The organism is Candidatus Hydrogenedens sp. (assembly GCA_035378955.1).
Taxonomy (GTDB): domain Bacteria; phylum Hydrogenedentota; class Hydrogenedentia; order Hydrogenedentales; family Hydrogenedentaceae; genus Hydrogenedens.
This window is the reverse complement of record DAOSUS010000007.1, coordinates 56,540-69,631: the sequence shown is the minus strand read 5'-3', so window position 1 is coordinate 69,631 and position 13,092 is coordinate 56,540. Positions and strand designations below refer to the sequence as shown.

The 13,092-nt window shown below is 36.2% G+C and carries 7 protein-coding genes and 1 tRNA gene; 2 read left to right on the top strand and 6 right to left on the bottom strand.

Annotated elements, in window-relative coordinates; genetic code table 11:
- Positions 1–23: 23 nt before the first annotated feature.
- From PLA12_03010 to PLA12_02995, 4 genes are all read right to left on the bottom strand, one after another.
- Positions 24–6,002: an MG2 domain-containing protein gene (locus tag PLA12_03010; protein ID HOQ31461.1), complete on the bottom strand. Its 5,979-nt coding sequence runs from the start codon at positions 6,000–6,002 to the stop codon at positions 24–26.
- Positions 6,003–6,045: 43 nt separating this feature from the next.
- On the bottom strand, positions 6,046–7,149 hold the full coding sequence (ychF, locus tag PLA12_03005) for a redox-regulated ATPase YchF (protein ID HOQ31460.1): 1,104 nt from the start codon (positions 7,147–7,149) through the stop codon (positions 6,046–6,048).
- Between the two features lie 87 nt (positions 7,150–7,236).
- Positions 7,237–7,311, bottom strand: a tRNA-Arg gene (locus PLA12_03000).
- Positions 7,312–7,390: 79 nt separating this feature from the next.
- Positions 7,391–7,807 carry a secondary thiamine-phosphate synthase enzyme YjbQ gene (locus tag PLA12_02995; protein HOQ31459.1) on the bottom strand — a complete coding sequence of 139 codons (417 nt, stop codon included), beginning with the start codon at positions 7,805–7,807 and terminating at the stop codon, positions 7,391–7,393.
- A gap of 80 nt (positions 7,808–7,887) precedes the next feature.
- Between PLA12_02995 and PLA12_02990 the strand changes: the two genes are divergently transcribed.
- Both PLA12_02990 and amrS read left to right on the top strand, forming a co-directional pair.
- On the top strand, positions 7,888–8,235 hold the full coding sequence (locus PLA12_02990; GenBank protein ID HOQ31458.1) for a DUF3470 domain-containing protein: 348 nt from the start codon (positions 7,888–7,890) through the stop codon (positions 8,233–8,235).
- A 37-nt stretch (positions 8,236–8,272) separates the two neighbouring features.
- Positions 8,273–9,340, top strand: coding sequence for an AmmeMemoRadiSam system radical SAM enzyme (gene amrS / locus PLA12_02985; GenBank protein ID HOQ31457.1), 1,068 nt, complete (start codon positions 8,273–8,275; stop codon positions 9,338–9,340).
- 18 nt (positions 9,341–9,358) lie between these two features.
- Here the strand turns inward: amrS and PLA12_02980 are convergent, their stop codons facing one another.
- Positions 9,359–10,324, bottom strand: coding sequence for an HAD family hydrolase (locus tag PLA12_02980; GenBank protein ID HOQ31456.1), 966 nt, complete (start codon positions 10,322–10,324; stop codon positions 9,359–9,361).
- Positions 10,325–10,338: 14 nt separating this feature from the next.
- The gene (locus PLA12_02975) at positions 10,339–12,906 is read right to left on the bottom strand and encodes a beta-galactosidase (GenBank protein HOQ31455.1); all 2,568 of its coding nucleotides are present in this window, start codon (positions 12,904–12,906) and stop codon (positions 10,339–10,341) included.
- Between the last annotated feature and the right edge of the window lie 186 nt (positions 12,907–13,092).

Sequence of the window (13,092 nt, the reverse complement as noted above, 5' to 3'; positions counted from 1 at the left end):
GGCAATTTCTTTTTCATATAAACTTATTTTATTTCTATCTGTCCTGTGGCAAGACGGGCAAAAATTTCGGGGTTATACATATCTTCAATATAGGCACCCGGAAACTCAAAACTGCCTTTTGTTATTGCACGAACAGCACATACATAAAAATATTCTGTATTCGAACTTAACGACGGAAGAGCAATAATAAGTTTATCATCTCTTATTTCCACATGTTCAGGACTAATTATATTTACAGAACCTTTGTATATAGTTGATAATATTTCCGACATTTGTTCCTGTTTAAGTCTCGGATTTTCTATCTCAAATCCTGCTGGCAATAATTGAGTTAAAATTAAGTTTTGGGCATCTTTTTGGGGTTTTATTCGATACTCCATAATATAGACATTACCTTGTGAATAAGGACTTACAGCACTTGTCTTATCACGGACATTGTAAAGAGACCGATACATTTCTATGTCTTTTGATTTGGCATCTTTGGGGGGATTGTTTGAGACCCCGCGTATAATCCAATTAACAAATAACGGGGAATTCCCTTGATTGGTTATTTCAATACGCGTAGGACCTTGTTTCTTTCGATTAAGCAATTTCGTCCCTTTAACATTCTGGACATCATCATCTATTTTTACTTCTGCCTGACATTCTAAAGGCTGGATATTCATCTTCTTAAAACTCATATCTAATGCCAGCAATACCATAGATAAATTATAGGTCGTGTAATTGGTATAATCAGATACATAATCTAAAAGGGGTTTTTGTGCTTCTTGAATACTTTCCAGGGGCTCATCACCAATTACTTTTGAAATAAGTTTTAATGCAGAGTTTCGAATTTCTGAAACACCATATTCCCACGAACCTATTTTAATTTCTGCAGATGTCTCCCATTGGAGTAATTGAACATATTTCTTCAACTCTTCACGAGGCATTCCGCAAATGTCTGCGGTTAACAGTAATAATACCTTCAAATTTCGTGGATAATCCGCTTTTAGCATATTATTGACCCGTTCACATGCGGAAGGGTCTCCATTCAATGCAAGGATTAATGTAGCATAAGCCTTAAATTGGTCATTAACAGGAGACTCTTCATTCCCCTTTGAAGATACATCTTGTAAAAATGCAAGCATTCGCCGATAGGGTTTTTCAGGTAAAGGCAATGTTTTATCCCGATTAATCATCGTAAGCAGGAAAGCAACATGCAGTGAGGCCTTTATATCTGTAGAATTGCTATAGGGCCAAAGTGAGAAGCCTCCATTGGCCTGTTGATGTGAAAATAAGCTATCCACCAATGTTAATATTAATTGGTCATAACTCTCCTTAGAAATAATATCTTCCATAGACTCCATCAAAAAATTGCGGAACATATACAAAGGATAGAGTCGCGATATTTTTTGCTCACAACAACAATAACTGTAGTTCCATAACCATCTTAAAGCAGGTTCTATTCGAAGGAAAGGAGTGCTACCTACTTTGAGTTCCGTATCTAATAATGGATTATTCACAAATTCCGATGTATCTAATTGCAGGGTTCCTCCGATAGGAACAACATACGATTTAGACCTTTGTTCATACACAGATGGCAAGTAAATGGGAATAACTGTATTTTCTGAATACTCATCAACAACATTTCCTGATTTGTCAACAACATTATATTTCCAGTTTAACTCCGCATTTTTTGTCCCTGCCAAACATGACAAAATTATTTCGGGAGAAAGGCTAATATTTTTAGGAATGGCTTCCCAATGTATCTGAGAAGGCTCAATATTGACAACATCATTATGTGTTAACGAAAGATTTATATCCAAGGGATTATCCTGTGAATTCAATCCTCTATCAAAAATCACAGCACGGTCATCTGGTCGCAGGAATCGGGGAAGATGTGTTTGAATAACACAGGGTCGTCTTACGAACATTTTTGTTTCAGAAGAACCTACTAACTCTTTATTTGCACCTACGGCAACTAATCGGACGGTTCCATTAAATTCGGGGAGATTAAAAGAAACTTTTGCCTGACCCTGTTCGTCCGTTTTAACAATTCCCGACCACAATGCCAATGGTTTTATCCATGACTCGGCTATCTCTGGTTTTCCAGCGGATAATTGTCGGGCTATCATATCTCCTGATGGCGATGATGGGTCATACTCATACGCTACATGGTCATAGTAATGCACACGACGAATGGGCGAATACCGTGACCTGCTAAACCAACCATACGGATTGGGCAAAGTATAACCTAAAATAGAATGTATCCCCTCATCAACCAATGCAATTGTTAATTCTGAAGAAACAGGATTTCCTTTGTCATCGGTTGTTTTAACTCCGAAATCTACCGTATTCTGAGGTTTAACCTCTTTCGGCACATCCGAAATTGCAATATTCATCTTTAGGGTGGGTTTATCAACCTCCACCTTAGTAAAGGAAAATGTAGAATAAGGGCTAATCGTTTCCTCTTTGGTAGGAACATGTAGAGCAGAAACTCCAACCCAAACATTCGGGAAATATTCTTCCTTAACATCAAAAGAAAAACTACCTTTTCCGGAAATTACATCCAGAACTTTCATATCCCATATTTTATCCCCTTGTATCACCGCTACGGCTTTCCCATCAAAAGGAACCTCAATATTTACGGGCACTACTTCCCCGGCTATCCATCTTTTATCCTCAACATGGATTTTTATTAATTCCGAAGGTCCTCCTTGAAGATTTATCATCTTGTTCGGAATGCAATAAAAAGAAATTTCTGAAAAAGTTTTTCCATTGGTTCTCTGAGCCCTTATTCGATATGTAGAATAATACGGAGGTATATTAAACTGGACAATGGCTTTCCCTCCACTTGTATTCATCTTCTTTTGTTCAATTAATGTAAAGTAACGGTCCCATTGGGGGGTAGTTCTTCCACGACCATAATAGCGGTTTACATAACGCCATTCTATTTTCTCTAAATACACACTTACTTCTTCATCCGCAGCAGGAGCAAAATTTTGGTCAACCAACACTGCGACAACCTGCAACTTATCCTCAACTTTTTCCATACCCAGACCACAAAGAACATTTTCTGGATATCCTTTAACTTTTTTCACGGATGAAACGGCTCTACCTCCTATTTCAGAAACTTCGCTTACTATAGAGATTTCTACCGGTTTATTGATAGGTTCCGGGGTACTAAAATTAAAGTTAAAAGTAGATTTACCTTCTTCATTCGTATTCTGGACACCTAAATCCATAACCATAGTTTTTAATATTTCATCATTACCAAATCGGTATCCCTTCCAATTTTCATGTTCTAATTCAGTAGGCGTAATGATTAACTTTCCTTTAGTAGGTAAATCTACTGCAGGTGGTCCTACATAATATTGAGAGGAAACTTCAAAACTCTGTTCATCACCCACAACCCAGAACTCATCAGGAACCGTTATTTCAGATTTAATCCTATCGGGTACAAAATCTTCTACATAAATAGGGATAGAACCACATAACCGTTCTCCTCCGGGAACATATAAACCCAAAGTATAAGCACCTGTCAAATAAGTGGACTCTGTCTTTATATCCTCACCTCCTGTGCCCCATTCAGACAAATTTACAACTTTGCGATGAACAACTTTATTTTGTGGATTAATAAAGCGTAATTCTAAAGGAGCATTAACAATTTCCGCACCATAATTTTTACGAACAATCCAGCGAGAGTGTATCAATTCACCCGGACGATAAAGATTTCTATCCGCATAAATAAATGCTTCGTATTTATCTTTATCAAAACTATCATACTTTTCAAGGTCTTTTAATGTAGGTAATTCTTTAGGTTTTAACAATATAAATGAAAAATCCTTATCTGTCCTTAAAATAAGTAATCTTGGAGAACCTAAATCTTCTCGTTCTAACGCCAACCTTACGATACCATTATTATCCGATACCCCTTCCGCTACTTTTTGATTTTTTATAGAATATGCAGATACCAAAACACCCGCCTGTGGAGTCAAATCTATTAAATCATGAACAAAGGCTACTAAACTTGTATCATCCCAATGAGAAACGACACCCAAACGAGTCCACAATATATATCGGATTGCACTTCTTGTCCCTTTTACATCCTGATAAAACAAATCTCTACCATCCGAACTATCATAGGAACCATAATTATCATATTCTTCCTCTCGCCACTCATTATCATAATCTTCTGTTTCGGATACTTCTTCCTCCTTTTTCGGCTCCCAACCTGCTCGTAATCTACCCGGATTACTATTATCTGATAAACATAATGTAAATATTCCCTTAGGGACATTGGATAAATAATTTGTCAAATCCACATCAACATAACTTGTTTTATCTTTACTATCGGGGAATTCCACAGGGATAGAGGTGAAATATTTTGTAGTCCTTTCATTAATTTCAAAAGGCACTGTATTCTCTGAAACATTCCCTAACCAAACAGAAAGGTTTTCAGGTATAACTTGATAAACATGGATATATCCTTTGGGAACATTACGAGAACCAATACGAATAAAATTCTTTTCATGAAAAGGAATAATATAAAACTTATCCTTATTATCAAAATCCAGTGTCTTAAATTTCGGGACCTCTTTTAATGTATATACATAATCTTTTTCTAAAGTCATATATTTAGGGTTCTCATTAGTTCCATTATTTTCCCCCCATTGTAGACCTGCTTTCCATTTTAAAAGATATTTTTCACCCGATTTCCAGTCCCCTTTTATCTCCATCTCATTCCATTGGCCATCCTGAATAGAAAGATTATTTACAGGCGGTACGACTTCAAAATAATTCATAAATGTCTCTTTATTCACTCTTGTCATATTTAAAACACAAGCAACACCATTAAAACCATCGTTTCTCCAATATGAGTAAGAAACCCGAAAGCCAACCCCGTCCTCCTCCTTTGATTCCCATCGGTATTCCTCAGGGAGAAAAGCCATATCGTTAGACCATGTGAACTGCTTTAAACTTATTAAGAGCGAATACATAGGAAATAATGGATTTCTCAAATATATCATCCATGCTTTAGATTTTTTTCCTTCTGCAAGTTTTTCTAAATTCTGTGGCGTATCTATTGCCATTTCCTGAAACGTTCCCCAATCCGCAGGAACAACAAGGTAAGAAATAGAACTTTGAACGGCTGACGCTACATTCATACATTTATAAATTGCTTTGGACGAAATCGGCCTGGAAAATACAATTTGATATTGCGCATTGTTTAATTTCTTACACTCTACTACTTCTAATTTCTCCTTTATGGGGAACTCAAAATAAGTTCCCTGCCCTTTGTATTTCCTATTACAATCCGTATATCCTGGTTTAATTAAAAGTTTATAGGACTCTGTTCCTGTCCATCTTACATGTAAATCAACTATATTTGAATAGCGTTCCGGTGCTTGTATCTCAAATTCAACATCTGCATTATTCTGGTCTTTTAAGGAAACAAAAGGTTTTATACTATCTGCTGCCATACAGCGGTTAAATTCCAAAGAAAATACGAAATAATCTTTACTCACCTCACTGAAACTCCCTTCTACTACTTGCACTCCTATTACAGGAACCCGATAACTCAACTGTTGAGGATTTATCTTTATCCCTTCTTCCGACTGTAACTCCGGATGGATATGAAAAGTTATTTCATCTACATCTTTGGGGATAACCTGCAATATATCAAAAATGATTTTGTTATCTACACATTCTGTAATCCCTTTCAAGGGCGGCTCGGTTTTAATATATTCATCAACTGGGACTTCAGGTGGAAAATGTATATTTCTGTCAAAGGTTAAAATAAACTTTTTTTCTATTGGGTCACCCGGCAAAGGATACTGGGATACTTGAACCAGATATTGTTTTTCCTGTTCCGATGTTTTTGGAGCTTCTTTAACTACATTTTGTTGCTGAGAAACAACCTTTTTTGTTCCTCCGTTCTTATTGACATCTTCACCTCCACAGGAAACGAAAAACAAACAGGCAGTAGTTATAACCAGTGCTTGGGTAAGTAGTGTGAATTTCATAATCATCTCTCCTTTTTGATAATTTTTATTGCAAATTAAATTTTTAGGCGTTTGCTTTTATGTATATACAATCTCCATCCTTAACAATATAATCTTTACCTTCAATACGCCAGGCACCGGCTTGTCGGGCTCCTGCTTCAGAACCATGTGCCAGAAATTCTTTTACAGGGATTACTTCTGCACACACAAAGTGTTTTTCAAAATCGGTATGTATCATTCCTGCTGCCTTTACAACATGCGTGCCCTCTTTAATAGCCCATGCCCGTATCTCCTTCGGTGGTGCCATTGTATAAAAAGTTACCAGATTCAATAGACGATAACCTGCATGAACAACCTGTTCTAAGGCTGATTCCATAGCCCCATCCATAGCTAATAATTCTTTTCTTTCCTCTTCACTCATTTCTGCTAGGTCCATTTCTAATTGAGCACAAACTTTAACAACTTCCGTCCCTTCTTTTTCCGCCAGTTGCCGAATTTCATTTATTACAGGGGGTTCGTGTTCCAGTCCTTTTTCATCCACATTAGCCACATAAATTATCTTTTTTCCAGTCGTAAACCGCATTTCTTCATTCAGTTCCTGAAATAATTCACTATCTCTTTCCGCAAAAGTTCGTGCTGGAAATCCTTTTTCGAAATGTTGTTTTAACCTTTCACATAATTCCAACAAGGGCTGTAATTTTTTATCACCCTTAATATTTTTATGTAACTTTTCAATTTTTCGTTCCAGTTGTTGTAAATCTGCAAAAACCAGTTCTATATTAATAATTTCTATATCTTCAATTGGATTCACCTTACCATTAATATGGACTATATTTTCATCTTCAAAACAACGAACAATATGGACTAAAGCGTCCGTCTCTCGAATATGGGATAAGAACTGATTTCCAAGCCCTTCCCCTTTATGGGACCCTTTTACCAATCCTGCAATATCTACAAAATCTATCGTTGCATGAATAGTCTGTTTAGGCTTAATCAAGGCAGATAAATGTTCCAAATTCTCGTCAGGAACTTTTACAACCGCATGGTTGGGCTCTATCGTGCAAAAAGGATAATTGGCTACCTGCGCATGTTTACTTTGTGTTAAAGCATTAAACAAAGTACTTTTACCTACATTAGGTAAGCCTACAATTCCTACGGAAAATCCCACGACACTTCCTCCTTCGTAAAATTTTTACTATTATCATACCATTTTGCTTGGAAGAAATAAATAATCATACCTTCCCCCAAAAAAAAATGGCGCCCCGACCGCGAATCGAACGCGGGTCTAATCCTTAGGAGGGACTTGTTCTATCCACTGAACTATCGGGGCGACAGGTTAAAATTATATAAAAAAGAAATGTATAGGGACAATAAACATTTTTATATCTATTCGTCTTCTTATCCCAAAACTACTCACCCATTACTGTAATCACAATATCCCTTTTTCGAGGCTTTATATCACATTCCAGATGAAATATCTGCTGCCATACTCCTAATACAAGTTTTTTATCTTTAAATGGAACTGTAATTCCGGGACCCATTAAAGTTGCTTGCAAATGAGAATGTCCATTCCCATCATGCCATGTTTGTTCATGAGCATAATGACGCCCCGGTGGAAATAATCGCGAAAGTTGTTCCGGCAAATCTTCCATCAATCCCGGCTCAAATTCTATTGTTCCAATACAGGCTGTGCTCCCCACATTAAACACATTTACTATTCCATTTCTTAATTGGGACTCCTCTACAGCCAATTGTACCCATGGTGTTAGGTCTGTCATCTGACCATACTTTTTCGTTTCTACTACATGATTTTTCTGAAACACCATATCCCTTTCCTTTCCTTTATTTCTTGTTCAAATGAATAATAAACCGTTATATAATATATCATAAAAATAAAGGGATTGATATGGCTTATGTCGTAACCGAACCGTGTATTAAATGCAAATATACAGAATGCCTCCGTAACTGTCCTGTTATCTGTTTTCATGAAGGGGCAAATATGCTGGTAATAGACCCCGATGATTGTATTGATTGTGGAGCATGTGTTGACCCTTGTCCCGTTCATGCAATATATCCTGAAAAGAATGTCCCTGATAAATGGAAACATTATATTTCTCTTAATGCAAGATATTCCAAAATTTGGCCTGTAATAACTATTCCTAAAGAACCTCTTCCCGAATCGACAGAATATTCAAAAATAGAAGAAAAATTTGTTTTTTTTGATGAAACCCCTGGCATAGGAGATATACAATAATTAGTAAGATAAAATTTACATATTTGAATAGATAACTATGGAAAATGCTGAACAGATATTAAAAGAGCAATATTCAAGACCAGCCCATCAGGAACTCTATGAGCAATTGGAAAAGGACAAAGTCCGTTGTTATTCCTGTGGACATCAATGCCTTATTTCTCCGGGGAAAACAGGTATCTGCAAATTAAGATTTAATAAAGAGGGTGTCCTTTATGCCCCTTACAATTATGTAGCAGGTCTGGCCATTGACCCCATCGAAAAAAAACCTTTTTTTCATGTGCTCCCGGGTGAAACGGCTCTTTCCTTTGGCATGTTAGGATGCAATTTTCACTGTCCCTTTTGCCAAAACTGGTTAAGCAGTCAAACCCTCCGCGACCCTAATTCACTTATTCGTTTTGAACCTATCTCATCAACCACTATAGTAGAACTCGCATTAAAACATCATTGTCCGGTAATGGTTAGCACTTACAACGAACCTCTTATAACAAGCGATTGGGCTTACGAAATTTTTTCTCTGGCAAAAGAAAAAGGGATTATTTGCGGATATGTGAGCAATGGACATGCTTCTGAAAGGGTATTAAAATTTTTACGACCGGTTATGCAATTATTCAAGGTAGATCTGAAAACCTTCCAGCAAAAAAATTATGACAAATTAGGTGGAAAACTTTCGGTTGTATGCTCAACCATTGAAAAACTTATGGAATTAGACTATTGGGTAGAAATAGTTACCCTGTTAGTTCCGGGTTTCAATGATAGTGATGAAGAACTACATGAATTAACAAAATTCATAGCAAAAACAAATCCCAATATTCCATGGCATGTAACAGGTTTTTATCCTAATTACAAAATGAATGACAGTTTCCCTACCAGCACATATCAATTAGAAAAAGCCTATAAAATAGCAAAAGAAGCAGGATTACACTTTGTTTATGTGGGTAACCGTCCTGGTTCCGTTAAAACAATGGAAAATACATACTGCCCCCATTGCAATGAATTACTTATCGAACGAATAGGATTTTCTATTTACTCTAATAAACTCTCTGACGGGAAATGCCCTTATTGCAACACATCTATCCCCGGTATTTGGAGTAAAAAAACAAAGTAAGTGGAAAAATCTTACTTACTAACTGGTATGTTTAGGACCTGATTTTATTTGTGAATATAAAGCACTTTTCTTTTCATCAATAATCCGTTGGGCAATACTTAATACTTTTTTTCGCATCCAGAGAACAGTTTCACTATCTTCCCGATAATCCGCAGGTCCGTATGCGTCTATTCTCTTTGATTCCAGAAGGTCAATAACCTGTTGATATTTATATTCATTTCCTTTAGGATAGACGGCATAAGTCAAACCACCATGTTTTTGCACTACAGAAAAACAAGGGATATCGCTTGGTCCATCACCTACATAAATCATATTTTTGAATGGAACTCGTCTTGCATTTTCGGGAATAGAATCGTTAACACTAATTCCTTCCACTTTATTAACTCCCTTGTTTATTTCAAATAAAGCCCTCGTTTTTGTAGTGTGGTCAATAATATACCCGACTTGACTAATTAATCCACTCTTGGGATTTTGGGAAAAGTCCTCATCAGGACCTGCCGGCACTTCTATAAATTCACAAGCCCATACCCCTGAAATATACGGGGCAATCTTTGACCCGCGTATCATCTCTGTTAAACCGCTACTTACAATATAATGTTCTACCTTCAAATCATATTCTGTAAAAGGTTCTCTCTCTAACAACTGCTGAATCATTGGAAAAAACTCGGGTAACCCGGGATAAAACTCTATCTTTTTTCCCAATTCTCGTAGTTTCCGATTGGTCAAATCGGGAAATTTCCCTGCCTGTATATAAGAAATAATATGCCATAGATAAGCAGTTTCTTCGGATACCCGCACCCCTGCCTTTTTATAGTAGGCTGGTAAAGCATTTACTTCCTTCCAGAATTTTTCCTCATTTACTCCGTAAGCAGTAAAAAGAGGCACCTGCATATTTTTAGGGGTTAATGTAAAATCAAAATCCCACACTATAGCAATAACATTTTGAGAGAATGGTGAAGTAGTTCCTGTTTCTGTTCCTGTCAAAGCTGTTTTTTCCTTTATTTATGCTTTTTCTTTTCTACTTTCTCTGTAGGCGATGGTTCTGTTTGAACAATTTTCTCATAGTTTGGCGGAACCAATTTTACAAACATTAATTCTAAGGGTTGTAAATCTTTTGGAAATTCAACCTCTGTGTTGTCCATCAAATTAAGACCTTTCTGTAAATATCCTGTGAGTCGGCAGAGAACATCCTCTTTCCTTAAATTAAGCAAATATAAATACCCTCCTCCATCTTCCGTAGGGATAAATCTTGACTTCACTCCTTCCAACGGATATCCGACTTTGTTTACAGGTCTCGGAATAGATGCTAAAGCCTTCTTAGAAATTACGGCATCCATACCTTGAAGGTATTCTGTTGGAAGATTCATTCCACGCACCAGCACCGTATTACTGGTAGGTTGAACTACATCCCGACGAGACATTCCTTTGGGGTCATAGGGAATCTGTGTTCCTACGCGAATCACATAACTCCCATTACGAATAAAATCCGTAATCATATTGAAAACATCATCTTCCAGAGATAATGTTTGAGGCATAATGAGGACTTTTGTATCCTGTAATATCCCCGATTCTATTTCCTTCTCTGTTGCAAAACATACATCGTACCCTGCAAAGGAACTACCCTCATAAGCAAACCTTGCCGATTTTAAATGAGGCGCCCCTCCATCTAAAATTTTAGAGGAATCACTAAACAAAACACGCACTGTTGATTTTGATAATTGGAATTGTCTAAGTTCCGAACTAATTTTAGAAAACAAAAAGTTTGTATCGTTAATAGCTTTCCATATTTCTACATTATCCCTCAAATCCCCTACAACATTAACAGCAACAATTTGTGCCCCTGCTAATACCATTTCCCATAAGAAACTTCGTGTATGTTTATATTTCTCAGAATTTGTCATACCTTCCTTGAAATTTAAATCAGCACAGGATATAACAATGGGTTTCCCCTTAGACACAGAACGCATCCAGATAATATCTACTGTAGGGTCAGGATATCCTTGAGCATATACGGTATCTTCTGTGCTGTATGAAACATTCATAGAAATAAAATCCAGATAAGGAATCATTTGTTCACGGTTAGGGGTAAATTGGGTCTCATCTAATTCAAAAACTTTTGATGGAAAGGTAATTGAAACAGGGATATTGGATGAGTATGAGCGGAATTGCTCTAATACCCCTTTACACAAATTGGAAATCATTTCGCGATGAAAATTCTGCCAATCGTATTGATAGGCTCTTCGATTTTGATAACTCCAATGAGGAGCGACCTCATCCCAAATGGTGATTTCATCATAATTCGCTAAATGTGCATGCCAGACCTGATTTAATGTTTGTCTGTCCGGATAATTGACCTTAACCCATTCAATAAACGACTGACGCACTAAATCTCCATCAAATTTAAATTTGGGCTCAATTACTAAACTCATTCCAAGGAAAAATGGCTTTTCTTTACAATAATTGATTATTTTCTTATATCCCTTTTCAATTAAGTCCCACACAGTCCTTTGAGATAAATCTACAAAACTATCTTTATGTATGTCCGGGTTCTTTTCATAAAACCACGGGGGAAGTTGTTCCTGAACCATCTGAACTAAAACATAAACTTTATTCTCAAATAAATAATTCAATACTCCTGTAATATCTTCGGATAAAAATTCTTCTCCTGTCTCCGTCGGGAATAATTTATCCAGTGTAATTGGGAAAACTACCACAGGAATTGCATAGTCTATAACCATTTTCGCATTATCTATTGTTGGTTCATTCAAATATAGCCCTATCACATTTGCAGGTTTTTTGCCTGAAAATACGCCTTCAGCAGTAATTGATAAAGATAGGTTATCTTTTTGTTGGGCAGGAACTGTTTCACTATTTTCCGAAAGCGAAACTTTTACCTTCGAAATTTGCTCTTGCAATATATTCAGTGTATCTGACAAATCTTCCCAATGTTTATTGTTAAATTCATTTTGGGCTTGTGATAATAAATTTTTTACTAAACTAAGTTCAACAGCCTTATCACCCCTTCTATCTTTAATTAAGGATAAAATATTATCAACCTCTTGAGATACAACATTTAATTGCTCTTTCAGTCCCTGAGAAGATATTTTCTCCATCTGGAACTCAACAATAGCAGGTTTTTCCTCTGTGGTATATTTAACCTGCAAAATTCCATAATAGATACCATCTTTCAATTTTCGAAGAGGTAACAGAAATAGAATACGATTATATCCCTTTACTAAAGAAACCGTCTGAGTAGTATTAATAGGAACTTGAGTTTCTTTATCTTTTCCCTCTGAAATATCAAGAGAGGCAACAACATAAGAATAACTATGTTTAGCCTCTATCTCACATATAAGAGGAACTAATGATTCTCCTTCTTTTTCCATTAAATTACCAAAAGAAATTTCCAATGAAATATTTTTTCCAGGTATAACTGATTTATTTAACAACCGAAAGGCAGAATATTCATCACCTGTTTCATCCCCATAAGAGGGAAACGGGGAAAGGCAAAATAATAGTCCAACTAATAAAGCATAAACAAAAAATCTGCAGAACTTATAATCCATATTTTATCCTTTTTTGATATTAAAATATTTATCACCATTTTAATACAAACAACTATCATTAAACGAATAATCTACTATGATATTATACAATCCTATTAGATATAACTTGAATTTCACTTCGTCTTATACATGATAAAACATCTATCTCCAGTAGTCCTATTGAAAAGTACAGGAAATGGAAAAAAC

Coding starts and splice junctions, on each gene's coding strand:
- PLA12_02975 (HOQ31455.1), bottom strand. CDS start 12,906: ATGGATTATAAGTTCTGCAGATTTTTTGTTTATGCTTTATTAGTTGGA.
- PLA12_02990 (HOQ31458.1), top strand. CDS start 7,888: ATGGCTTATGTCGTAACCGAACCGTGTATTAAATGCAAATATACAGAA.
- amrS (HOQ31457.1), top strand. CDS start 8,273: ATGGAAAATGCTGAACAGATATTAAAAGAGCAATATTCAAGACCAGCC.
- PLA12_03010 (HOQ31461.1), bottom strand. CDS start 6,002: ATGAAATTCACACTACTTACCCAAGCACTGGTTATAACTACTGCCTGT.
- PLA12_02995 (HOQ31459.1), bottom strand. CDS start 7,807: ATGGTGTTTCAGAAAAATCATGTAGTAGAAACGAAAAAGTATGGTCAG.